This is a genomic window from Pseudomonas sp. HOU2 (assembly GCF_040729435.1).
In the GTDB taxonomy this organism is placed as follows: domain Bacteria; phylum Pseudomonadota; class Gammaproteobacteria; order Pseudomonadales; family Pseudomonadaceae; genus Aquipseudomonas.
In genome coordinates, this window is record NZ_CP160398.1 from 2,629,143 (window position 1) to 2,653,875 (window position 24,733).

Sequence of the window (24,733 nt, forward strand, 5' to 3'; positions counted from 1 at the left end):
AGCGGCATATCAAACGGGCAAGGAAGGCAAAGCGATACAGATCCGGCGGGGCCGGCAGAAAAGATTCAGGCGCGCCAACGCCAACGGGCGTGTGCCTTGATGACTTGATCCAGAAGTTTGCTGACGATCAACACGGGGAAGGTCTCGTTCATACGTTCCGGCACAGTAACTTAGCTGGGCGGAGCGTGCAATATGGCGGGGCTGACGGGGGACAAAACTAAGGGAGGCTTCGCGACCGATGGCAAAACGCCGGGAGTTTTTGGTACTGTCGTTTCGTTCACCTACAACAATAAATAAACGGACTTGCTCATGATCAAACAGACGTTGTTTGTACCGCTTGCCGGTTGCCTGCTCGCCATGGCTTGCGCCCAGGCCTACGCAGCACCCGCTCCCTATTCGAATTTCATTGTGTTCGGCGACAGCCTGAACGACGCCGGGACCTTCAGGGATACCGGCGGCCCGGCCGGTGCCACGCAGCGCTACACCAACCGCACCGGCCCGCTGTACAAGGACGGCACCGGGGAAAACCGCGACCTCAACGCCACCCAGATCATCGGCGGCAAACTGGGTTTCAGCCCCGACCAGACCGCCTCCTCATCCTCGGCTGTGCGTGCCGGCGAAGGCCTGGCCAATGGCAACAACTGGGCGGTGGGCGGTTACCGGACTGACCAGATTCTCGACTCGATCACCACGCAGTCCGCCACCGGCGAACGCACCCGCAGCGGTTATCTGCCGTCGAACGGCTTCCGTGCCGATCCGAACGCGCTGTATTACCTGTCCGGGGGCGGCAACGATTTCCTTCAGGGCCGCGTGCTCAGCCTCGATCAGGCCAGCGCCGCGGCCGATCGCCTGGCCGACAGCGCCCGTACGCTGCAAGGCGCCGGCGCCAAATACATCATGGTCTGGCTGCTGCCGGACATCGGCCTGACCCCGGCCATCAACGGCTCGCCGCTGCAGGGCTTCACCTCGCAGCTCAGCGCCCAGTTCAACACCGAACTGGTCAGCCAGCTGCAGGGCATCAACGCCGAAATCATTCCACTGAACATTCCGGTGCTGCTCAAAGAGGCTTTCGCCAACCCGGCGCAATTCGGCCTCGCGACCGACCAGAACCTGACGGCCACCTGCTTCAGCGGCAACAGTTGTACCGAGAACGCCCGGTACGGCATCAACAGCGCCACGCCGGATCCGACCAAGTTGATCTACAACGACTCGGTGCACCCGACCGAAGCCGGCCAGCGCTTGATTGCCGACTACGCCTACTCGCTGCTGGCCGCCCCTTGGGAGCTGACCCTGTTGCCGGAAATGGCCCAAGGTTCGTTGCGCGCGCATCAGGATGAACTGCGTAATCAATGGCTGGCCGACTGGGAAAACTGGCAGGGCATCGGCCAATGGCGGGCGATTGTTGCCGGTGGCGGTCAGCATCAGGACTTCGACAGCCAGCACAGCGCAGCCAGCGCCGATGGCAACGGCTATAACCTGAACATCGGCGGCAGCTATCGCGTCAACGAAGCCTGGCGTGTCGGTGTGGCCGCGGGTCTCTACCACCAGAAACTCGAAGCCGGCGACGCCGACTCGGAATACAAACTCAATTCCTACATGGGCACCGCGTTCGCCCAGTATCAGCAAGACCGCTGGTGGGGCGATCTGGCAATGACCGCCGGCAAACTCGACTACGACAGCCTCAAGCGTAAATTCCAGCTCGGGGTCAACGAGCGCGGGGAGAAAGGCGATACCGACGGTTACGTGCTGGCGATCAGTGGCCGTATCGGTTACGACATCGCGCAACAGGCCAGCAGCCCGTGGCACCTGTCGCCATTCGTCAGCGCCGACTTCGGCAAGACCGAAGTCGATGGCTACTCGGAAAAAGGCGCTGACTCCACGGCGCTGACTTTTGACAACCAGTCGCGCAACTCGCGGCGTCTGGGCGTGGGTATCCAGGGCAAGTACCAGATCACCGCGCAGACCGAAGTGTTCGGCGAATTCGCTCACGAGCGTGAGTACAACGACGACCGCCAGGATCTGACCATCAACCTTAACAGTCTGCCGGGCAACCGTTTCACCCTCGAAGGCTACGAGCCGCAGACCAACCTCAATCGCCTGAACCTGGGCGTGAGCCACAAGCTCACGCAGGACCTGGCGTTGCGCGCCAGCTACAACGTGCGCAAGGATGATGACTTTACCCAGCAGGGGGTGAACGTCGGGGTCAGCCTCGATTTCTGAGGCTGAAAAGCGAAAGATCGCAGGCTGCGCCAGCTCCTACAGGGTTAGCGCAGGCATAAAAAAACGCGGCGCCCTCACAGGCGCCGCGTTTTTTTTGGTTGAACACAATCCAATGTAGGAGTGAGCCTGCTCGCGATGGCGGTGGAACAGTCAACATCAAGGTGAATGTCAGACCGAAATCGCGAGCAGGCTCACTCCTACAAGGGTTTTGCGTGGATCAGGCCTCCGGGGTCTGCTCAGCCAGGGCCACGGCGCGGAACATCGCGCGGCGTTTGTTCAGGGTTTCTTCCCATTCCAGCGCCGGCACCGAGTCGGCGACGATGCCGCCACCGGCCTGCACGTGCAGTTCGCCGTTCTTGATCACCGCGGTGCGAATCGCAATCGCGGTGTCCATATTGCCGTTCCAGGCGAAGTAACCGACCGCACCGCCATACACGCCACGCTTGACCGGTTCCAGCTCGTCGATGATTTCCATCGCACGGATCTTCGGCGCGCCAGACAAGGTGCCCGCCGGCAGAATCGCCCGCAGCGCGTCCATCGCAGTCAGCCCGGCCTTCAATTGGCCGGTGACGTTGGAGACGATGTGCATCACGTTGGAATAACGCTCGATGACCATTTTCTCGGTGAGCTTCACCGAGCCGATTTCCGAAACCCGACCAGTGTCGTTACGACCGAGGTCGATCAGCATCAAGTGTTCGGCGATCTCCTTGTCGTCCGACAGCAAATCCTCTTCCAGCGCCAGATCCGCTTCTTCGGTGGCTCCGCGTGGACGAGTGCCGGCAATCGGGCGCACGGTGATCAAATTGTCTTCGACCCGCACCAGCACTTCTGGCGAACTGCCGACGACGTGGAAGTCGCCGAAGTTGAAGAAGTACATGTACGGCGTCGGGTTGAAGCAACGCAGGGCACGATACAGATCGATCGGCGCGGCCTTGAAGTCGATCGACATGCGCTGCGACGGCACGACCTGCATGCAGTCACCGGCGAGGATGTATTCCTTGATAGTGTCGACGGCTTTTTCGTAGTCGCTCTGGGTGAAACTGGAGCGGAACAGCGGATCAGCCGCTTGTTGCTTGCTGAAATCCAGGCCACGGCGCGGGGTGATCGGCTGGCGCAGTTTTTCCAGCAGCTCCTGCAATTGCGCCTGGCCCTGCTCGTAGGCGTCGGCTTGCGCCGGGTCGGCCAGCACAATCGCGTGCATCTTGCCGGCGAGGTTGTCGAACACCACCACCGCATCGGAGACCATCAGCAGAATGTCCGGCACGCCCAGTGGATCCGGGTTCGGGCATTTGCCCAGACGCTTCTCGACATAACGCACGCAGTCGTAACCGAAGTAGCCGACCAGCCCCCCATTGAAACGCGGCAGACCGGCGATGGTCGGCACGTTATAGCGGGCCTTGAAGGTTTCGACGAAGGCCAGCGGGTCTTCGACGTCATGGCTTTCGGTCTCGACGCCATCGACGGTGATGCTCACGTGATGGTCGTGCACCCGCAGTACGGTGCGGCACGGCAGGCCGATGATCGAGTAACGGCCCCACTTCTCGCCGCCCTGCACCGATTCGAGCAGGTAGGAGTTGGGCTGGTCGGCCAGTTTCAGGTAGATCGACAGCGGGGTGTCAAAGTCGGCCAGGGTTTCGCAGGCCAACGGAATGCGGTTGTAGCCGTCAGCGGCCAGGCGCAGGAATTCTTCGCGGATCATGGGGTGCCTCGTGGTGTGAGGGGCAAATCAGTCAGGTGTGCAAACGCGCCGGCAAGCCGGCCAGGAACCAGTCAGGCGCGCCAACGCCAGCGGGCCAGGGCCTTGATGACTTTCATCCAGAGTTTGCGGGTGACCACCACGATGGCGTTTCCAGAATGGGATTGAGATGCGTCGGGCAACGTTATCTCAGCGGCTGTACCGAGGCAACCGGGAATTAGCTTGCGCAGATCGTCGATCACCAGTGCCGGGGATTCCTCGGCAATCGGTCGACCGTGGTTGTAGCCGTAGCTCAGCGCCACGCACTTGACCCCCGCCGCTTTCGCCGCCAGCACGTCGCTGCGCGAATCGCCGACAAACAGCGATTGCGAAGCCGGAATGTTGGCCATCTTCATCACGAAGAACAGCGCGGCCGGATCAGGCTTCTTCTGCGGTAGCGTATCGCCGCCGATGATCCACTTGAAGTAGCGGCCGATCTTCATCTGATCCAGCAGCGGCGCGACGAAACGCTCGGGCTTGTTGGTGATCAGCGCCATGGCCACACCCTGCTTGTGCAGCCATTTGAGGGTATCGCGCACGCCGGGATAGACCACGGTCAGCTCGTGGCTCGCGCCATAGGCTTCCATGAATACTTCCAGCGCGTGCTCGGCCTCGACGTCATCCACCTCCGAATGATCGATGCCACCGGCCAGCGCCCGGCGCACCAGCACCGGTGCGCCATTGCCGACCCACTCGCGTACCGACTCGATGCCGGCAGGCTTGCGGCCGAGGGAGAGCAGCATGGTGTCCACCGCCGCCGCCAGGTCGGGAACCGAGTCGATCAGCGTGCCATCCAGATCGAACATCACCAACCGTGGCAGTTGCCCCGGGAACAGCTGCTCAAAACCGCTCATGGGCGCGCCAGCGCCAGTTCGGAACGCATCTTGTCGATGACTTCCTGATAGTTCGGTGCATTGAAGATCGCCGACCCGGCGACGAAGGTATCAGCACCGGCTGCGGCGATTTCGCGGATGTTGTTGACGTTGACGCCACCGTCGATTTCCAGACGGATGTCGCGGCCCGAAGCATCAATGATCGCCCGCGCTTCGCGCAGTTTATCGAGGGTGCCGGGGATGAACTTCTGCCCACCGAAGCCCGGGTTGACGCTCATCAGCAAGACCATGTCGACCTTGTCGATCACGTACTTGAGCACGTCCAGCGGGGTTGCCGGGTTGAACACCAGGCCGGATTTGCAGCCGCCTTCACGGATCAGTTGCAGCGAACGATCGACGTGCAGCGTGGCTTCCGGGTGGAAGGTGATGTAAGTGGCGCCGGCCTCGATGAAGTCGCCGACGATGCGATCCACCGGGCTGACCATCAGGTGTGCGTCGATCGGCGCAGTGATGCCGTACTTGCGCAGGGCCGCGCAAACCATCGGACCGATGGTCAGGTTTGGCACGTAGTGGTTGTCCATGACATCGAAGTGGACGAAGTCGGCACCGGCGGCCAGAACGTTGTCCACTTCTTCGCCGAGGCGGGCGAAGTCGGCGGAGAGAATCGACGGAGCAATTACGAAGGGCTGCATGACGCACCTTTTCTGAGCTAAATCACGATGGCGCGCATTGTATACCTCAAGTTTCCGTGCGCGCACCGTGACCGCGATGATCAGTACGCCGCTCGGTAGATCTTCTCGATATCCGCCGCGCTGAGCCTGCGCGGGTTGTTGCGCATCAAACGCTCGATCCCCGCGGCCTCCACGGCCATGGCCGGGATCGCCTCCTCGGGCACGCCGAAACTGCGCAGCCCGGCAGGAATTTCCACCGCCGCGCACAGCTCGGTCATGGCCTGCACGGCTTTGTCCGCCGCCTCATTGGCGCTCAGATGAGCGGTCTTCACCCCCATGGCTTCGGCGATATCCTGCATGCGCTCGACGCAGGCCATCTTGTTCCAGGTCATGACATACGGCAGCAACAACGCGTTACTGACGCCATGGGCGATGTTGAAACGCCCGCCCAACGGATAGGCCAACGCATGCACCGCGCCGACCCCGGCATTGCCGAACGCCATGCCGGCCATCAGGCTGGCGGTGGCCATGTCTTCCCGGGCTTGCAGATTGGCGCCATTGGCGTAGGCCTTGGGCAGCGCCCTGGCAATCAGCTTGATAGCGCCGAGTGCCAGCGAGTCGGTAATCGGCGAGGCGTTGACCGACAGATAGGATTCGATGGCATGCACCAGCGCATCGACACCACTGGCAGCGGTGACGCTGCGCGGGCAGGTCAGGGTCATTTGCGGACTGACCAGCGCCACGTCCGGCAACAAATAATCGCTGACGATGCCTTTCTTCAGTTGCGCGACCTTGTCCGAGAGGATGGCGACGTTGGTCACTTCCGAACCGGTGCCGGCGGTGGTCGGGATAGCGATCAGCGGCGGGCCTTTGCGCGGCACCTGATCGACGCCGAACAGGTCTTCCAGCGCGCCGTGGTATCCGGCATATGCGGCGACACTTTTGGCGATGTCGATGGCACTGCCGCCGCCCAGGCCAATGAAGCCGTCATGCCCGCCCTCGCGGTACACGCGCATGCAATCTTCGACGATGGCGATTTCCGGGTCCGGCAGCACCCGGTCAAAAATCTCGTACTCGCGCCCACCCAATTGGCACAGCGCCAGTTCCACGGTGCCGGACTTGACCAGCGCGGCGTCGGTGACAATCAACGGGTTGTCGATATCCAGCCGCGTGAGTTCCGCCGCCAGTTGCTCGATGGCCCCGGCGCCGGTGATCAGTTTGTGAGCGATTTTGAACTGGGACAGACTCATCGTGCGCAGCCTCTTATAGATGTGGGAGCTGAGCACAAGCGTAGCTGAGGGTTTGCGGTTGGCTGGTATTCAGTTGGTGAATAATCAAGAGCAAAGCCCCTCACCCTAACCCTCTCCCGGAGGGAGAGGGGACTGACTGAGCCGTTCTCTCGGAGTACATCGACGTGCAATACCGAGTCGAACTCAGATTCTGAACAGCATGAAGATCTGCTCCCTTTCCCCTTCGCCCCCTTGGGGGAGAGGGCTGGGGTGAGGGGGCGGCTTTTGATCTGGGCGTCAGACCTGCGCAGTACGCAGTTTCTCGCTACGACCACGCAACCATTCAAGGGTCAGCAACAGGATGACGGAGAAGGCGATCAGCAAGGTGGCCGCCGCCGCAATCGTCGGGCTGAGGTTCTCGCGGATCCCGCTGAACATCTGCCGTGGCAAGGTCGCTTGCTCGGGGCCGGCGAGGAACAGCGTCACCACCACTTCATCGAACGACGTCGCAAAGGCAAACAGCGCCCCGGAAATCACCCCCGGCGCAATCAACGGCAGAGTCACCCGGCGGAAGGTGGTCAATGGCGAAGCGCCAAGGCTGGCCGCCGCCCGCACCAGATTCTGGTTGAACCCCTGCAACGTCGCCGACACGGTGATGATCACGAACGGCACACCGAGCACCGCGTGCACCACGATCAACGAGAAGAAGCTGTTGCCCAGTCCCAGCGGTGCGAAGAACAGATAACTCGCCACACCAATGATCACCACCGGCACCACCATCGGCGAAATCACCAGCGCCATCACCAGCGATTTGCCGGGAAAGTCGCCACGGGTCAGGCCGATGGCGGCCAGGGTTCCGAAGACCATCGCCAGCACGGTCGCCGCGGGGGCGACGATGATGCTGTTCTTCAGCGAGCGCATCCATTCGGCCGAGGCGAAGAAGTCCTGATACCAGTGCAGCGAGAAACCCTGCAGCGGATACACCAGGAAACTGCCCGAGTTGAACGACAGCGGCACGATCACCAGCACTGGCAGAATCAGGAACAGCAGGATCAGGCCGCAGAGAATCCGCAAGCTGTAGAACCACACCCGTTCGATGGGCGACATGTAAGGACTCAGCATTTCAAATTCTCCTTAGCTCAGGCGCAGGCGACTGGCGCCCACCAGCCAGCTGTAGATCAGATACAGCACCACGGTCGCCAGCAGCAGCAAGCCGCCCAGCGCAGTGGCCATGCCCCAGTTGATGCTGGTGTTGGTGTAGAACGCGACGAAGTAACTGACCATCTGATCGTTCGGGCTGCCGAGCAGCGCCGGGGTGATGTAGTAGCCGATGGCGAGGATGAACACCAACAGGCAACCGGCGCCGACACCGGCGTAGGTCTGCGGGAAATACACCCGCCAGAAACTGGCGAACGGATGGCAGCCCAGCGAAATCGCAGCACGCATGTAGGTCGGCGAGATGCCTTTCATCACGCTGTAGATCGGCAGGATCATGAACGGCAGCAGAATGTGCACCATCGAGATGTAGACCCCGGTACGGTTGAACACCAGTTCCAGCGGCTTATCGATGATGCCCATGGCCATCAGCGCGCTGTTGATCAGCCCGCCCGACTGCAGCAACACGATCCACGCCGCGACCCGCACCAGAATCGAGGTCCAGAACGGCAGCAGCACCAGAATCATCAGCAGGTTGCTCTGCCGCGATGGCAGGTTCGCCAGCAGGTAAGCCAGTGGATAGGCGAGGAACAAACAGATCACGGTGATGATCAGGCCCATCCAGAACGTGCGGGCGAAGATGTCGAGGTAGATCGCTTGATCCGGGGTGGCAGGGGCCAGTTCGCCGAGATCGTCGATACGGTGATCGACCGCTGCCAGCAGATAGAACGGGGTGATGCTGCTGGTGTTGCGTTTGACCGCTTGCCAGTACGCCGGATCGCCCCAGCGCTCATCGAGGCCTTCGAGTGCTTCTTTATAGGAGGCCGGTTCGCTGGCGAAGGGCAGCGCCCGGGCGGTTTTGGTCAGCAGGCTGCGATAGCCGGCCAACTCCATGTTCAAGCGCTTGGACAGATCGCCCAGCGTCTGATTTTTGCGGGCTTCGGCGAGGTCTTCGCCGGCCGCTTTGTACACCGGTTCAGCGGGCAGGCCACGGCCGTCCCAACTGGCGATGGCCGCCACGGTGCGCGGCATGCCGCCGACCACTTCCGGGTTGCCGACGCTTTTGTAGAGCAGCGCCACGATCGGCACCAGGAACACCAGCAACAGAAACAGTACCAGCGGCGCAATCAACGCCTGGGCCTTCCAGCGGTTGACCCGCTCGGCGCGCTTGAGCTTCTGCTTCAAGGTGGGGCTGGCGCCCTCGTTCAGGGGAACGGCGATGGCCATGACGTACTCCGCAAATCTTTGATCGTTACAGAGGTGGCAACCACCTCTGTTGTGTTGGAACACCATGCCTGAGGATGGCGATTCCCTGTGGCGAGCGAGCTTGCTCGCGCTGGGCTGCGAAGCGGCCCCAAAATTGTGTTGGCAGTGCCAATTTTGTGAGTGCTGCGCACTCAAGCGGGAGCAAGCTCCCTCGCCACAACAGTTCGCTCCCGAAGTTGGAGTTTTGGTTATTTCGCAGCCCAGGAATTGAAGCGCTGTTCCAGTTGCTCGCCGTTGTCAGCCCAGAAGCTGACGTCGATCTGCACTTGGTTGGCGATGTTTTCCGGGGTGGTCGGCATGTCTTTCAGCACGTCCTTGCTCAGCAGCGGAACTGCCTGAGTGTTGGCCGGGCCATAGGCGATGTTTTCCGAGTAGGTCTTCTGCTGCTGCGGCTGGACCGAGTAGGCGATGAATTTCTTCGCTGCATCGGCGCGGGTCTTGTCCAGACCTTTCGGGATGGCCCAGGCGTCGAAGTCGTAGATGCCGCCATTCCATACCACTTTCAGGTTGGATTCTTTTTGCACGGCGGCGATACGGCCGTTGTAGGCCGAACTCATGACCACGTCACCGGAGGCGAGGTATTGCGGCGGTTGTGCGCCGGCCTCCCACCACTGGATGTTCGGTTTCAGCTCATCGAGCTTCTTGAACGCGCGATCCTGCCCTCCCTTGCTCGCCAGCTCTTTGTAGACGTCTTTCGGTGCAACACCGTCGGCCATCAGTGCGAATTCCAGGGTGTACTTGGCGCCCTTGCGCAGGCCCCGCTTGCCCGGAAATTTCTTGGTGTCCCAGAAATCGGCCCAACTGGTTGGCGCGGTTTTCAGCTTGTCGGCGTTGTACGCGAGCACGGTCGACCAGACGAAGAAGCCTACGCCGCATGGCTGAATTGCGCCTTTGACGTAATCCTCGGTTTTGCCGAACAGCGCCGGGTCGAGTTGTTCGAACATGTCTTCATCGCAACCACGGGACAGCTCTGGCGATTCGACTTCCACCAGATCCCACGACACGCTCTTGGTGTCGACCATGGCTTTGACCTTGGCCATTTCGCCGTTGTACTCGCCGGCAACGATCTTGCCGTTGCCCGCCGCTTCCCACGGTGCGTAGAAGGCTTTGACTTGCGCCGCCTTGTTCGCCCCGCCAAACGACACCACAGTCAGATCGGGACCGGCGGCCATTGCGCTGGCCGCACCCATCAGGCCCAGGGTCAGGGCGGTGAACTTCAGGGATCTCAACATTTATTGTTCTCTCCACGTGCAGGGTTGGTGTTGGTATTGCCGGGGCGCTTAGTGCGCCTCTAGAAGAGGATCGAGTGCGCGAACGTGCTCGACCTGCCAGCCAAGCGGAACCACGTCCCCGACCGCGAGCGCTGGATCGAGCTCGGCAATCGGCTGTTTCACGAAGAAGTCGGTCTTGCCGCAGACTTCCAGGCGCACCCGGACGTGGTCGCCCAGATAGATGAATTCCGCCACCCTCCCTGAGAAGCGGTTGACGCATTGGTCGCTCGAGCCATTGAGGCTGACGCGTTCCGGGCGAATCGACAGGGTCACCGGTTCGCCGGTCTGGCCGACGTTGACCGCCAGCGCCTCGACCTTCTCGCCCCTCCCCAGCTCAACCACGCAACGCTCGCCGCTCTGGCTGAGCAGCCGCCCGTTGAGGCGGTTGTTCTCGCCGATGAAATTGGCGACGAAGGTGTTTTTCGGTTCTTCGTAAAGGGTGCGCGGCGGGGCGATCTGCTGGATTTCGCCCTGATGGAACACAGCGACGCGATCGGACATGGTCAGCGCTTCACCCTGATCGTGGGTCACGTAGACCACGGTCACGCCAAGGCGTTGGTGCAGGTGCTTGATCTCCATCTGCATGTGTTCGCGCAATTGCTTGTCGAGTGCGCCCAGCGGTTCGTCCATCAGCACCAGTTGCGGTTCGAACACCAGCGCCCGCGCCAGTGCCACGCGCTGCTGCTGACCGCCGGAGAGTTGCGCCGGATAGCGCGAAGCGAAGGCGTCGAGCTGGACCATGCTCAGGACCTTCTTGACCTTGTCGCTGACGTCGCTCTTGTTCAGGCCGCGCACGGTCAACGGGAAAGCCAGGTTCTCGGCCACGGTCATGTGCGGGAACAACGCGTAGTTCTGGAACACCATACCGATGTCACGCTTGTGCGGCGGTACGTTATTGATGGCGCGGCCGGCGAGGAGGATTTCGCCGGCGGTCGGGGTTTCGAACCCGGCGAGCATCATCAGGCTGGTGGTCTTGCCCGAACCGGACGGCCCGAGCAGAGTCAGGAACTCGCCTTTGCGAATGTCCAGGTTGAGGTCTTTGACGATCAGGTTCTCGCCGTCGTAGCTCTTCTGCACTCCACGAAAGCTGACCAGCACATCACTGGCCCCTGCGTTTGAATCGACCTGGCTCATACCCACACCTTTGTTATTGGTAACTGCTGTGGATTAAGCCTAGTGGCTGGCGCCAGCCGCGCAAATCGGGGCGCAGGAGAGAATCGCCTCAGCCGGATGGAAGGTTGGGGGTAGGGATTGCCCTACAAGGATGGCGCGTTTTGGCAAACGCGCTACGAGCATCAAGCGGCAAGCCGCAAGAACAAGCAAAAGCGCGTGTCGCTAACGGATATGCCCACATTCTCAGGCTACACAGAGAAACCTGTGGGAGCTGGCTTGCCAGCGATAGCGGTGGTTCAGCTTGCATGGATGTGACTGACACTCCCTCATCGCTGGCAAGCCAGCTCCCACAGTTTTTTGTGCCGAGGTCAGAGGAGTTTGTGTTCCATCGCGTATTTGACCAGTTCGGCCAGCGAGGTGATGTTGAGCTTCTGCATCAGCCGCGCCTTGTGCGTGCTGATGGTCTTGCTGCTCAGCGCCAGTTGCTGGGCGATGTCGTTGACGTTGGCGCCCTGGGCCAGGCGTTCGAACACCGAGAACTCGCGCTCGGACAGCAGCGAATGCAGCGGACGCGTATCGGTCAGGCCGACCTCGAAGACCATGCGGTCAGCCAGTTCCGGGTCGATGTAGCGCCCGCCGGCCGCCACTTTGCGAATCGCCGTCAGCAATAGCGCCGGATCGCTGTCCTTGGTCGCATAACCGGCGGCGCCGACCTTCAGCGCACGGGCGGCCATTTGCGCTTCGTCGTGCATCGACAGCACCAGAATCGCCGGCGGATTGTTCAGCGCGCGGATCCGCGGGATCGCCTCAAGACCGTTGACCCCGGGCATGGAGATGTCCAGCAAGACCACCTCGCACGGCACGCTGCGCAGGGTTTCCAGCAACTGTTCGCCATTGCTGGCTTCCCCCACCACTTGCAGATCCTTGGCCAGGCCGATCAATTGCTTGATGCCTTCACGGACGATGGTGTGGTCTTCGGCTACCAGTACACGGATCACTTGCCTCTCCTCGATATTTGCATTGACGCTAAAAGATCGCAGCCTTCGGCAGCTTCTACAGGGATATGCGATCTTTAGCGATCCACTGGCACCCACACATGCAGACTGGTGCCCTCCCCCGGCTCACTCTCAAGTTGCAAGCGCCCGCCCATGATCAGCACCCGCTCGCGCATGCCGACCAAACCAAAGGACATCGGCCGGTCCGCCGCAGTGACAAAGCCTGTGCCATCGTCGCTGACCGTCAGACACAATTCGTCGCCTTCCAGCGCCAGTGTCAGCTCCACAGTATGCGCCTGAGCATGGCGCATCACATTGGTCAGCGCCTCCTGCAAAATCCGGAACAGACCAATCGCCTTGGCATCGCTGAGCGCCGGCAGATTGTCCGGCACCTGCACCAGACACGGAATCTGCGTACGCGCCTCGAAGCGCCGCGCCTGCCACTCGATCGCTGAAGCAATCCCGGCATCGAGAATCGGCGGGCGCAACGCCGTCGCCACATCACGCACCAGTTGGAACAACTGGGCGATCAGGCGCTTCATGCTGTTCAAGCGCTCGTGCAGCCCCGGGTCGAGCTGCGCATAGGCCAGTTCGCACATCGAGGTTTCCAGTTTCAGCACCGTGAGCATCTGCCCCAGTTCATCGTGCACTTCCCGGGCGATCCGCGCCTTTTCTTCTTCACGTACACTTTCAAGGTGCGCCGACAATTCGCGCAGTTGCTCGCGGGAGGCGGCCAGCTCCAATTCGATACGTTTGCTTTCGCTGATGTCCCAGACGATGCCGTCCCAGACATAGGCGCCATCCTCCAGCTGTCGGGTGATCGCCTTGATCTCGGCCCAGCGCTGCTCGCCCTGACGGGTGAGGATGCGACCCTGCCACGACCAGTCACTGTCAGTGTCCAGCGCCTGATCCTGGGTCTGGTGGTAACTGGCCTTGTCGTCCGGATGCACCAGACTGCGCAAGCCCATGTCGCGGTGGGCAATGGCGGCCGGCGCGTAGCCGACCAGACTCTCGCTGCCCTCGCTGATGTAGGCAAAATCGATCTGCCCGGTTACTGGCGCCCGCTCCAGGCGGAACACCAGCCCCGGTACGTTAGCGGCAATGCCTTGCAGGCGCGCTTCACTTTCCTGCAACGCGGCCAGGGCGCGGCGACGCTCAGTGACGTCGGTGAGATAAACCACCAGATACTCGCTGTCGCGAAAGCGCAGAAAACTCAGCGAGACATCTGTCGGCAGGACGCTGCCATCAGCGCGCACGCAGCTGGTTTCAAAACTCAAAGGCCCCTCTTCACTGGCCCGCGCGCGTTTCCACAGGTTGAGCCAGCGGTCCATGTGCAGACCGGGTTCGAAGTCGATCAGCGGCCGCTCGATCAGCGCGCCCTGTGGATAACCGAGCATGTGTTCCGCCGCGCGGTTGGCATAGCGCACATGGCTGTCCCAGTTGACCCAGAGAATGCCAACGGTACTTTGGTCGATGGAAAACTGGGTCAGGCGCAAGGCTTCCTCGCTGGCCGCGCGCAGGGCAATGTCTTCCCGGGCGGCCAGCAGACGCTGTTCGAGGCTGTGTTGCTGGCGTCGTTGCCAGAGGATGATGGCCGCACAACTGAGCAGCAACACCGCAAACAACAGGCTGAGGTTCTGCCAGAACCCCGGCGATTCCGTCAGCCGTGGGTACTTGGGTTGCAGCCACTGGTTGTGCAGGCGCTCCAGATCCTTGGCCGGGATTGCCCGCAAGGCGCTTTCGATGATCCCGGCCAATTGCGGCCAGTCGCGCCGCGTGGCGACTCGCAACAGTTGAGGTAGCCCGATATCGCCGACCACGACCAGCCCGGCGAACTCAGGTTCGGCGGACAACCGCCCGAGTTGCGCTTCATCTATCACGGCGTAGGACGCTTGTTGGGTCAGCAACAGTTGCAGCGCCTGCCGCTCCAGCGGCACGCCTTGCAGATTCAAATGGGGATAGGTGCTGCGCAAATAGTCGGCCGTGACGCTGGGCATGCGTACGGCAACGCGAGACAGGCTGTCGAGTTTTTCCAGCTCGACCACGCCGCCGCTCTTCTGGTCGCTGACCACCAATTGCGGCACACGCATGTAAGGATCGGAAAACAGCCACAGGCGCAGCGCACCGGGGGTCTGGGTCAGGCCCGGGGCAATGTCGATCTCGCCTTCGCGGGCGGCCTCCTCCAGTTGCGCCAGGTCCTGAAAATTGCGCCAGCTCAGCTCGACGTTCAGCGTCTTGGCCAACGCCTTCATCAATTCGACGTTGGCCCCGGACAGTCGCTGCAAGCGCCGGTCGTATTGTGCGTATGGCGCCTGCAATACCAGACCGACGCGCAGCTCACGGTGTTGCGCCAGCCATTGCTGCTCGCCGGGCGTCAACAGCGCTGCATGTGCCGCCGGCGCAGACGCCGCCCAGCCCATCAAGGGAAAACACAACCAGCCGATAACCCACAGGCAGCAAAAACGCATCATTGAAGTCTCTTGCACTGACAAATTCTGACCAACCCATTAGGCTGCCGGGATACTTTTCTGGCCTGGAATAACCGATGCCCTCTGTCTACCGCCTGGCAATGCCAGCATTGTGCCTGTCGCTGATCCTGCCTTGTGCGTTTTCCGTCGAAGCCGCCGATCCGGCGCCCGCCTCCACTGCCGAGCAACCGGCCGCCGAAAAACCGGCCGAACGTCAGCCACTGCTTGAGCGTAGTCAGGAAGAAGCCGCAGCACTCGAACGTAAAGTCCCGGCGCAAGAACAGCAGCAGTTGCAGGCCGGCACCGACACTTTCCTCGCTCTGTGGAAACCGGCCAACACCGCCGAACCCAAAGGTGCGGTGATTATTGTCCCTGGCGCCGGCGAAACCGCTGACTGGCCGCAAGTGATCGGCCCGCTGCGCAGCAAATTGCCCGATGTCGAGTGGAGCAGCCTGAGTATCACCTTGCCGGATCTGCAAAGCGATGCCATCGCACCGCGGGTGATTGCGCCCGCCGCCGCGCCAAAAGCACCGGAAAGTGGCAGCAAGGATTCCACCACCGCGCAACCGATCGAACAGGCGGCGGGCGGTGAAGCGGAAGTGGCGGATCAGGTGGTCGCTGAAACGACTGAAGAACAATCCAAGGCTGATGCCGAACGGATCTTTGCGCGGATCGACGCGGCAATCGCCTATGCCGAGCAACAAAGCGCTCGCCGGGTCGTGGTCCTCGGTCACGGCACGGGCGCGTACTGGGCGGCGCGTTTCCTCAGCGAGCGGCAGAGTTCGCAGGTCGAGAAACTGGTGATGGTCGATGCGCAATCACCGACCAAAGCCAAGCCGCAACTGGCCGAGCTGACGCCGACCCTGAAACTGCCGACCGCCGATATTTTCTACATGGACAAAGCGCTGGACCGCAACGCAGCGCTGGAGCGCATGCAGGCCAGCAAGCGCTTGAAGACGTCGACCTTCAGCCAGGTGGCGCTCAAGGCGTTACCGGATAAGAAGGCTGAGCAGGAACAGCTGTTCCGGCGGGTGCGTGGCTGGTTGAATCCGCAGAAGACAGACTGATAGAAACAAAAGCAAAAGATCGCAGCCTGCGGCAGCTCCTACAGGAAACGCATTCCAAGGTAGGAGCTGCCGCAGGCTGCGATCTTTTGATCTTTTAATCGCTAGCGAAAATCCCGCCGCGCCCGAATCAGGGTAAACGCGTTGTGCAGCTCGCGGGTTTTCTCGGTTGCGTCACGCACCTGCTCCGGCGTTGCGCCGCTGCCGGCGATCTTGTCCGGGTGATGACGGCTGAGCAGGCGCCGATAGGCGCGCTTGATCTGCGCCGGTTCGCTGGTCGCCGACACGCCGAGCAGGCGCATCGCTTCCTGATAGCTCACCGCCGCACTGACAATCGGCCGCTTGTTCGGCTCGTAATCATTGGCCAGCGCCTGAATCTGCTGGGTTGTCCAACCCAGCCACTTGCCCCACTGCGCCAATAATTCCCGCTCACTGACGCCCGCGCGACCGTCGGCCCAGACCATCCGCCAGCAGGCGCGCAACACGCCCTCGGCGGCATGCGGCTGAGCACTCAGGCGGCGCAGATAACCGCGCAGGCGGTCGCCGCCGGACTTGCCGCGATTGAACGCAGCAATCGCCCGCCGCCGCGCCGGCTCGCTCATTTCCAGGGCATTCATTTCATGGCGCGCCTGCTGGATATGGCCGTCCGTCACCCGTCCGTCACTCTTGGCCAGACGCCCGAGCAACACGAACAACAATTCGTCGTTGCGCAACATCGGCCGGCCGCCGAGTTTTTCCCGCAAGTGTCCCCAGCTCTGCAGGTGCAGACGCCGATCCAGCGCCTGGCCCAACAATGCCCCAAGCATGGCCCCCGGAATGCTGGCGATCGCAAAACCCGCTCCGGCTCCAATCAGAGTCCCTGGCCACAACATATCAACGACTCGCTTCTATCAATGCTTCAGCTTCGGCCAGACGCTCATGCGTACCGACATCCACCCAGTGCCCTTTCAGACGCTCACCGCTGACCTGTCCGTCTGCCATGGCTTTGCGCAGCAACGGTGCGAGCTTGAATGCGCCGTCCGCGCAGCCATCGAACAACTGCGGATGGAGCACGGCGATGCCGCTGTAGGTCAGGGTTGGCGCGTCCGGCTGGCCATCGTGCACCCGGCCTTCAGTCAAGGTGAAATCGCCCGTCGGATGATGGGCCGGGTTGTCCGCCAGGACGAGATGCGCCAGACCGTTGATCGGTTGATGCAGCACGCTGAAGTCGTAATCGGTCCAGATATCGCCGTTGACCACCAGAAACGCATCGTCACCGAGCAACGGCAAGGCGCGGAAAATCCCGCCGCCGGTTTCCAGCGGCTCACCTTCCGGCGAGTACTGGATGCTCACGCCGAAATGCGAACCGTCGCCCAGGTAATCCTCGATCTGCTGACCGAGCCAGGCATGGTTGATCACGATCTCGCTGAAACCAGCCGCCGCCAACGCGCGCAGGTGGTATTCGATCAACGGTACGCCGCCGGCACGCACCAGCGGCTTGGGAGTAGTCAGGGTCAACGGGCGCATGCGCTCGCCCTTGCCTGCCGCCAGAATCATCGCCTTCATGCGGTCACTCCGCCACGCAGACTGGCGAGCAACGCCTGCAGATCCGCCAACTCAGGACGACGCGCAATCACCGCCTCTATATAGGCGAAGAAACGCGGCACGTCGGCCAGGTAGCGCGGTTTGCCATCGCGATGACAGATCCGGGCAAAAATGCCGATGACTTTCAGGTGGCGTTGTACGCCCATCAAGTCGCTGGCGCGCAGGAAGTCTTCGAAATCGGCCTGCACCGGAATGTCCAGCGCCGAGGCTTGCTGCCAGTAACTTTCCAGCCAGCCACGCACGCGTTCTTCAGGCCAGCTTAGGAACGCGTCCTTGAACAGACAGGTGACGTCGTAGGTGACCGGGCCATAGACCGCATCCTGAAAGTCGAGCACGCCGGGATTCGGCTCGCTGAGCATCAGGTTGCGCGGCATGTAGTCGCGGTGCACCAGCACTTTCGGCTGGGCCAGGGCGCTGTCGATCAGCAGATCGCTGACGGCTTGCCATTGTTGCTGCTGTGCCGCGTCGAACTCGATGCCGAGTTCGCGCTTCACGTACCACTCGGGGAACAGCTCCAGCTCACGGCGCAGCAGCGCCACGTCGTAACTCGGCAGCGGTGCAACCATCGGCAATTGCTGAAACGCCAACAGTGCCTGCAAGGCATCGTTGAACAAAGCGTCGGCATTTTCGCTGTCAATAACGTCGAGATAGGTCTTGTTGCCCAGGTCATTGAGCAGAAGAAATCCGCGTTCGAGGTCTTCTGCATAAATTTTCGGCACGTTAATTCCGGATTTCGCCAGCAAAAAGGCGATATCCACGAACGGTTTGCAGTTTTCCTGGGGTGGCGGCGCGTCCATCACGACGAAACTGCGACCCGCGCCTTCCCAACGGAAATACCGGCGGAAACTCGCGTCGCTGCTGGCCGCGGTCAACGTGGCCGGGGGCACGGCGCCCCAGCCCTGATCTGCAAACAGGATTGCCAACTGCTCTTCGAGCCAAACTTTCAGGTGTTGCAAGCGTACATCTTGGTCAGGCATTGCAAGGGTCTCCGACGGCGCTAGCCGTCAAGCGGGTCATGCTTTATTATCCAGCATCTTTTTCAGACCATCGAGAGGCGTGCGGCCCACACCGCGGGCAGATGGCACGCAGGAAGCCCGGACTAATAAGATGGCATTGAAATCCCCCGCGTTTCGTAAAAAATTTCCGTTGTTGGTAACCGGCAGTCTGCTGGCTATGCAACCTCTGGCCAGTCAATTCGTTGTTGCCGCCGAGCAGTATGACTGCGCCGTCTCGGCAACGGGTGGCTGGGCGTGTGCGCCCAAGACGCCGGCCGCTGCATTGCCGCCGCGTCCGGTGCATGACGGCAGTGCCGTCAGCGCCGCCGGCGAAGCCCCGGCCCAGAACGGTTCCACATCCGACACCGGCGCCAAGCCTGTGCTGGTCACCGAAGCCAAAGGCCGCGGTCTGAAATCCCGTAGCGAAGACTACAGTCACCTCGACTGGGTTCCGCGCGAGAAGCTCACCGCCGCCCAATTGGCCGAGACCGGTCCTTACTGCTCTGGTTCCTATATCGAACCGATTCGTCCTGGCATGAATGACAAGACGAATAAAAGTGACGCACCGACCTTTATCGGCGCCAAGGCCTCGCGCTACAACACCGAAGATCAGGTGGGTACGCTGGCCGGCGACGTGGTCCTGCGTCAGGGCAGCATGCAGGTCGAGTCCGACGAGGCCAGCCTGTACCAGGCCGAGAGCCGCGCCGAACTCAATGGCGACGTGCGCATTCGCGACAACGGTGCACTGATCGTCGGCGACCACGCCGATGTGCAGCTCGACACCGGTGAAGCCAAGGTCGACAACGCCGAATACGTGATGCACAAATCGCGCATCCGCGGTAACGCGCTGTACGCCAAGCGTGCCGAGAACGCGATCATTCGCTTGAAGGACGGCACATACACCACGTGCGAACCGAACAGCAACGCCTGGCAGCTCAAGGGCAACAACATCACCCTGAACCCTGCCACCGGCTTCGGTACCGCGACCAACGTGACACTGCGGGTCAAGGACATTCCGGTCCTGTACACGCCGTACATCTACTTCCCGATCGACGACCGTCGCCAATCGGGTTTCCTGCCGCCGACCATCGGCACCGGCAGCGATACCGGCTTCATGCTGGTCACCCCGTACTACTTCAACCTGGCGCCGAACTACGACGCCACGTTGTACCCGCGTTACATGAGCAAGCGCGGCATGCTGGTCGAAGGCGAGTTCCGTTACCTGACCAAGTCCAGCGAAGGCCAGTTCGGTGCGGCGTATCTGAACGACGAAGATACCGATCGCAGCAAACAGACCGATTACGAAAAAAATCGCTACATGTACAACTGGCAGCACAAGGGCGGTCTCGACTCCCGTGTGATGACTCAGGTTGACTACACCAAAATCAGCGACCCGTACTACTTCCAGGACCTGACCACCGATCAGATCGGTGTGAAGAGCGCTGACTTCGTGAACCAGCAGGGTTCGGTGACCTATCGTGGCGACTCGTATACCGCCATGTTGAACGCTCAGCAGTATCAGCTCGCGACCGTTTCGAACATCACGCCTTACGGTCGTCTGCCACAGATCACCTTCAACGGTCAGCTGCCGTATCACCCGGAAGGTTTGAACTTCGATTACGAGACCGAGCTTGTGCGGTTTGATCGTGATTTGAAAACCGGCAGATTCCTTGACGAAAACGGTGGGCCGGTCAATGCCGACGGCACCATTGGTACGCCGCGTCTCGATACCAACGTATTCGGCCTGGCGCGCGCTAACGGCGACCGTCTGAACCTGAAACCGGGTGTCAGCCTGCCAATGAACTGGACTTATGGCTTCCTGAAGCCATCGCTAAAGTACCAGTACACGCAATACCAGCTGGATCTTGATGGCCAGGGCAAACGCGACATTGCCACGCAAAACGCTGAGCAGAACAAACTCAACGGCACCTTCGACAGCAACCAGAGCCGCGGTGTACCGATCGCCAGCGTCGACAGCGGTCTGTACTTCGACCGCAACACGTCGTACTTCGGCAAGAACTATCGCCAGACCCTGGAACCGCGCCTGTTCTATCTGTATGTACCCAAGGTTGATCAGGAAGACATTCCGGTATTCGACACCAGCGAATACACCTTCAACTACGCGTCGCTGTTCCGTGACAACCGCTTCTCTGGTTCCGACCGTGTCGGCGACGAGAACAAGCTGTCGCTGGGCGTGACCAGCCGCTGGATCGAAGACGACGGTTTCGAGCGTCAGCGCATCAGCGTCGGTCAGGCTTACTACTTCAAGGACCGTGAGGTACAACTGCCAGGCATCGCGTTCAAGGATCGCAAGGATGCCCAGTCCGACGTATCGCCATACGCGCTGGAATACGAATACCGCTGGAACCGCGACTGGCGTACCACGGCCGATTACAATTGGGACCCGGACAGCCGCAGCCCACGTTCCGGCAGCGCGATGTTCCACTACCAGCCTGAAGACAACCCGAACAAGGTGGTCAACGTCGGTTATCGCTATCGTAACGACCAGATCCGTTACGACCAGACCACGGGTAAATGGCAGACGGGTGGCGACTACGGCACTCCGGGCCAGGCTGGCTACGTGAAGGACTACTACAAGATCCAGCAGCATGACTTCTCGGTCATCTGGCCGATCGTTCCACAATGGAGCGCGATCAGCCGCTGGCAGTACGACTACAACCGCAACCGTACGCTGGAAGCCTTCGGTGGTTTCGAATACGACAACTGCTGCTGGAAACTGCGCCTGATCAACCGTTACTGGGTTTCCTACGACGAATTCAGTCAGGAAGCTCCGCAAAACGAAAAAGGCGACCACGGCGTCTTCCTCCAAATTGTTCTGAAGGGACTCGGCGGCCTGACTGGCGCCAAGGTAGAGAGCTTCCTCGACAAAGGCATCCAAGGTTATCGTCAACGTGAAGACCAAGCTTTCTGATTCTCTGCGCCCACTGCTGCTGGGCGCGCTGTTCCTGGGTACTGCGGCCAACGCCGCAGTACAGTCCATCGATAAAGTGGTCGCGATCGTTGATAACGACGTGGTCATGCAGAGCCAACTGGACCAGCGCGTCCACGAAGTTCAGCAGACCATCGCCAAGCGTGGCGGCGGCATGCCGCCGCCAGGCGTGCTGGATCAGCAGGTGCTCGAGCGCCTGATCGTCGAAAACCTGCAACTGCAGATCGGCGAGCGTTCCGGCATCCGCATTACCGATGAAGAACTGAACCAGGCGGTCGGCACGATCGCCCAGCGCAACAACATGACCGTGGATCAATTCCGCGCTGCCCTGGCTCACGACGGTTTGTCCTACGACGACGCCCGTGACCAGATCAAGCGCGAGATGATCATCAGCCGTGTGCGTCAGCGTCGTGTGGCAGAGCGCATCCAGGTTTCGGAGCAGGAAGTGAAGAACTTCCTCGCCTCCGATATGGGCAAGATGCAGCTGTCCGAAGAACTGCACCTGGCCAATATCCTGATCCCGACGCCGGAAAGCGCCAACTCTGATGCGATTCAGAGCGCATACCGTCAGGCGATGGACGTTTACCAGAAGCTCAAGCAAGGCGCTGACTTCGGTCAGATGGCCGTTGCCAAATCCGGCAGCGACAACGCCCTGGAAGGCGGCGACATGGGCTGGCGTAAAGCTGCGCAACTGCCACCGCCGTTCGACCGCGAGTTGAGCAGCATGGCGGTTGGCGACATCACTCAGCCTGCACGCACCCCGGGTGGTTTCATCATCCTCAAGCTGCTGGCCAAGCGCGGCGGCGAAGCGCAGATGCGCGATGAGGTGCATGTGCGCCACATCCTGGTCAAGCCAAGCCCGATCCGTGACGAAGCCAAGACCAAGGCCCTGGTGCAATCGCTGTACGAGCGCATCCTGGCTGGCGAAGACTTCGCTGAACTGGCGAAGAACTACTCCGAAGACCCGGGTTCGGCGCTCAACGGTGGCGACCTGAACTGGATCGATCCAAACGCACTGGTACCGGAATTCCGCGAAGTGATGGCCAAGACCCCACAAGGTCAACTGTCCAAGCCGTTCCAGACTCAGTACGGCTGGCACGTTCTGGAAGTCCTTGGCCGCCGCGCCACCGACAGCACCGAGCAGGCTCGCGAGCAACAAGCGATGACCGTTCTGCGTAACAAAAAATACGATGAAGAGCTGCAAAACTGGCTGCGTCAGATTCGTGAAGAAGCCTACGTAGAAATCAAACTCCCTGGTGCAGACCAGGCAGCGCAGTGAAACCCCAGCGTTTCGCGCTGACACCCGGCGAACCAGCCGGCATCGGTCCCGACCTGTGCCTGCTGCTCGCCTCGCAAGCCCAGCCACATCCCCTGATTGCCATCACCAGCCGCGACCTGCTCACCGAGCGGGCCGCGCAGCTGGGGCTGGCCATCACTTTGCTGGAGGTGGCACCCGGCCAATGGCCGGACATGCCGGCACCCGCCGGCAGCCTGTACGTCTGGGACACCCCGCTGAGCGCACCCGTGGTTGCCGGGCAACTGGACAAGGCTAACGCTGCCTTCGTTCTGGAAACCCTGACCCGCGCCGGCAACGGCTGCCTGAACGGCGACTTCGCCGGGATGATCACCGCGCCTGTACACAAAGGTGTGATCAACGAATCGGGCATCGCTTTCTCCGGACACACAGAATTCCTCGCCGACCTGACGCATACCGCCCAAGTGGTGATGATGCTGGCTACTCGCGGCCTGCGCGTGGCACTGGTCACCACTCACCTGCCCCTGCGCGAGATTGCCGATGCAATTACGCCGGAGCGGCTGGAACGGGTCACGCGGATTCTGCACGCCGACCTGCAAGACAAATTCGGCATCGCCCGGCCACGCATCCTGGTCTGCGGACTCAACCCGCACGCCGGCGAAGGCGGACACCTGGGCCATGAAGAAATCGACATCATCGAACCGACATTAGAGCGCCTGCGCGGCGAGGGCATGGACCTTCGTGGCCCGCTGCCTGCCGACACTCTGTTTACCCCCAAATATCTGGAGCACTGCGACGCAGTGCTGGCGATGTACCACGACCAGGGTCTGCCCGTGCTGAAGTACAAAGGCTTCGGCGCTGCGGTCAACGTGACCCTCGGCCTGCCGATCATCCGCACCTCGGTTGACCACGGCACCGCCCTGGATCTGGCCGGCAGCGGCAAGATCGACACCGGCAGCCTGCAGGTCGCCCTGGAAACCGCCTACCAGATGGCCGAGACCCGTTTATGACCGAGCAATACCAACACAAGGCGCGCAAACGCTTTGGCCAGAACTTCCTGCACGATGCCGGCGTCATCGACCGCATCCTGCGCTCCATCAGCGCCAAGCCTGACGACCGCATGCTGGAAATCGGACCGGGTCAGGGCGCGCTGACCGCCGGCATTCTCAACTCCGGTGCGCAACTCGACGTGGTCGAGCTGGACAAGGACCTGATCCCGATCCTCAACCAGCAGTTCGCCGGCAAGAGCAACTTCAACCTGCATCAGGGCGATGCGTTGAAGTTCGACTTCAACACCCTCAACGCCGCGCCGAACAGCCTGCGCGTGGTCGGCAACCTGCCGTACAACATCTCCACGCCGCTGATTTTCCACCTGCTGAACAACGCCGGCATCATTCGCGACATGCACTTCATGCTGCAAAAGGAAGTGGTCGAGCGGCTGGCGGCGGGCCCCGGTGGTGGCGACTGGGGTCGTCTGTCGATCATGGTTCAGTACCATTGCCGCGTGGAACACCTGTTCAACGTTGGCCCGGGCGCGTTCAACCCGCCGCCGAAAGTCGACTCGGCGATCGTTCGCCTGGTGCCGCACGCCGTGCTTCCGCACCCGGCCAAGGATCACAAGTTGCTGGAGCGTGTTGTGCGCGAAGCGTTCAATCAACGCCGCAAGACCCTGCGCAACACCCTCAAGCAACTGCTCAGCAATGCCGAGATAGAAGCCGCCGGTGTCGATGGCAGCCTGCGTCCGGAGCAACTGGATCTGGCCGCGTTCGTACGCCTGGCTGACCAACTCGCCATACAAGTCCCGGCCTCCCCAGCCGCCGACTGACCGGCGATGAACGCTATCGGGCAGGCCGCCACTCTGGTTTACTGCCCGATACTTGCCTAGACTGATTCCCCATCAGCTACGCCTCGCGTTCCGCTTTGCTTAAG

The 24,733-nt window shown here is 61.3% G+C and carries 19 protein-coding genes; 6 read left to right on the forward strand and 13 right to left on the reverse strand.

What is annotated here, in order from left to right; all coding sequences use genetic code 11:
* The first annotated feature begins 309 nt into the window (after positions 1-309).
* Positions 310-2,220 carry an esterase EstP gene (gene estP / locus ABV589_RS11925; RefSeq protein WP_367085931.1) on the forward strand — a complete coding sequence of 637 codons (1,911 nt, stop codon included), beginning with the start codon at positions 310-312 and terminating at the stop codon, positions 2,218-2,220.
* 217 nt (positions 2,221-2,437) lie between these two features.
* Here estP and trpE read toward each other — a convergent pair whose 3' ends face one another.
* The 10 genes from trpE to ABV589_RS11975 form a co-directional block, all read right to left on the reverse strand.
* Complete coding sequence (gene trpE, locus ABV589_RS11930; RefSeq protein WP_367085932.1) at positions 2,438-3,919, reverse strand: anthranilate synthase component I; 1,482 nt, start codon at positions 3,917-3,919, stop codon at positions 2,438-2,440.
* A 71-nt stretch (positions 3,920-3,990) separates the two neighbouring features.
* Positions 3,991-4,809, reverse strand: a complete 819-nt coding sequence (locus ABV589_RS11935) for a phosphoglycolate phosphatase (RefSeq protein ID WP_367085933.1) — start codon at positions 4,807-4,809, stop codon at positions 3,991-3,993.
* Positions 4,806-5,480, reverse strand: coding sequence for a ribulose-phosphate 3-epimerase (rpe, locus tag ABV589_RS11940; protein ID WP_003228808.1), 675 nt, complete (start codon positions 5,478-5,480; stop codon positions 4,806-4,808). The genes ABV589_RS11935 and rpe overlap by 4 nt, the downstream gene beginning before the upstream one ends.
* Positions 5,481-5,560: 80 nt before the next feature.
* Positions 5,561-6,709 carry an iron-containing alcohol dehydrogenase gene (locus ABV589_RS11945; protein WP_367085934.1) on the reverse strand — a complete coding sequence of 383 codons (1,149 nt, stop codon included), beginning with the start codon at positions 6,707-6,709 and terminating at the stop codon, positions 5,561-5,563.
* 276 nt (positions 6,710-6,985) lie between these two features.
* Positions 6,986-7,810: an ABC transporter permease gene (locus ABV589_RS11950; RefSeq protein WP_108591992.1), complete on the reverse strand. Its 825-nt coding sequence runs from the start codon at positions 7,808-7,810 to the stop codon at positions 6,986-6,988.
* A gap of 12 nt (positions 7,811-7,822) precedes the next feature.
* Entirely contained in the window at positions 7,823-9,070 is a 1,248-nt protein-coding gene (locus ABV589_RS11955) for an ABC transporter permease (protein WP_007966448.1), read from the reverse strand.
* Positions 9,071-9,297: 227 nt separating this feature from the next.
* The gene (locus ABV589_RS11960) at positions 9,298-10,341 is read right to left on the reverse strand and encodes an ABC transporter substrate-binding protein (RefSeq protein ID WP_041070096.1); all 1,044 of its coding nucleotides are present in this window, start codon (positions 10,339-10,341) and stop codon (positions 9,298-9,300) included.
* 48 nt (positions 10,342-10,389) lie between these two features.
* Positions 10,390-11,514 carry an ABC transporter ATP-binding protein gene (locus tag ABV589_RS11965; protein ID WP_007966453.1) on the reverse strand — a complete coding sequence of 375 codons (1,125 nt, stop codon included), beginning with the start codon at positions 11,512-11,514 and terminating at the stop codon, positions 10,390-10,392.
* 347 nt (positions 11,515-11,861) lie between these two features.
* Positions 11,862-12,491, reverse strand: a complete 630-nt coding sequence (locus tag ABV589_RS11970) for a response regulator transcription factor (RefSeq protein WP_003228820.1) — start codon at positions 12,489-12,491, stop codon at positions 11,862-11,864.
* A gap of 74 nt (positions 12,492-12,565) precedes the next feature.
* Positions 12,566-14,959 (reverse strand): transporter substrate-binding domain-containing protein, encoded by a 2,394-nt coding sequence (locus ABV589_RS11975; RefSeq protein WP_367085935.1) that lies wholly within the window; start codon positions 14,957-14,959, stop codon positions 12,566-12,568.
* Between the two features lie 74 nt (positions 14,960-15,033).
* Here ABV589_RS11975 and ABV589_RS11980 point away from each other — a divergent pair, with 74 nt between their 5' ends.
* Positions 15,034-16,023 (forward strand): alpha/beta hydrolase family protein, encoded by a 990-nt coding sequence (locus ABV589_RS11980; RefSeq protein WP_367085936.1) that lies wholly within the window; start codon positions 15,034-15,036, stop codon positions 16,021-16,023.
* A gap of 101 nt (positions 16,024-16,124) precedes the next feature.
* On the opposite strand, the gene ABV589_RS11985 is transcribed toward ABV589_RS11980, so the two are convergent.
* From ABV589_RS11985 to ABV589_RS11995, 3 genes are read right to left on the reverse strand one after another with little or no spacing between them, the layout of a single operon-like run.
* Positions 16,125-16,892 carry a TerB family tellurite resistance protein gene (locus ABV589_RS11985; protein ID WP_367085937.1) on the reverse strand — a complete coding sequence of 256 codons (768 nt, stop codon included), beginning with the start codon at positions 16,890-16,892 and terminating at the stop codon, positions 16,125-16,127.
* Position 16,893: 1 nt separating this feature from the next.
* Positions 16,894-17,565, reverse strand: a complete 672-nt coding sequence (gene murU / locus ABV589_RS11990; RefSeq protein ID WP_367085939.1) for an N-acetylmuramate alpha-1-phosphate uridylyltransferase MurU — start codon at positions 17,563-17,565, stop codon at positions 16,894-16,896.
* Positions 17,562-18,581, reverse strand: coding sequence for a phosphotransferase (locus ABV589_RS11995; RefSeq protein ID WP_367085940.1), 1,020 nt, complete (start codon positions 18,579-18,581; stop codon positions 17,562-17,564). Before ABV589_RS11995 ends, murU begins: the two co-directional genes overlap by 4 nt.
* A 130-nt stretch (positions 18,582-18,711) precedes the next feature.
* Here ABV589_RS11995 and ABV589_RS12000 point away from each other — a divergent pair, with 130 nt between their 5' ends.
* Genes ABV589_RS12000 through rsmA form a run of 4 tightly spaced genes read left to right on the forward strand, consistent with a single transcriptional unit; the run spans position 18,712 to position 24,629 of the window.
* The gene (locus tag ABV589_RS12000) at positions 18,712-21,531 is read left to right on the forward strand and encodes an LPS-assembly protein LptD (RefSeq protein WP_367085941.1); all 2,820 of its coding nucleotides are present in this window, start codon (positions 18,712-18,714) and stop codon (positions 21,529-21,531) included.
* Positions 21,512-22,828: a peptidylprolyl isomerase gene (locus ABV589_RS12005; protein ID WP_123589047.1), complete on the forward strand. Its 1,317-nt coding sequence runs from the start codon at positions 21,512-21,514 to the stop codon at positions 22,826-22,828. Before ABV589_RS12000 ends, ABV589_RS12005 begins: the two co-directional genes overlap by 20 nt.
* The gene (pdxA, locus tag ABV589_RS12010; protein ID WP_367085942.1) at positions 22,825-23,814 is read left to right on the forward strand and encodes a 4-hydroxythreonine-4-phosphate dehydrogenase PdxA; all 990 of its coding nucleotides are present in this window, start codon (positions 22,825-22,827) and stop codon (positions 23,812-23,814) included. The genes ABV589_RS12005 and pdxA overlap by 4 nt, the downstream gene beginning before the upstream one ends.
* Entirely contained in the window at positions 23,811-24,629 is an 819-nt protein-coding gene (gene rsmA / locus ABV589_RS12015) for a 16S rRNA (adenine(1518)-N(6)/adenine(1519)-N(6))-dimethyltransferase RsmA (protein ID WP_007966472.1), read from the forward strand. Before pdxA ends, rsmA begins: the two co-directional genes overlap by 4 nt.
* Positions 24,630-24,733: the final 104 nt, after the last annotated feature.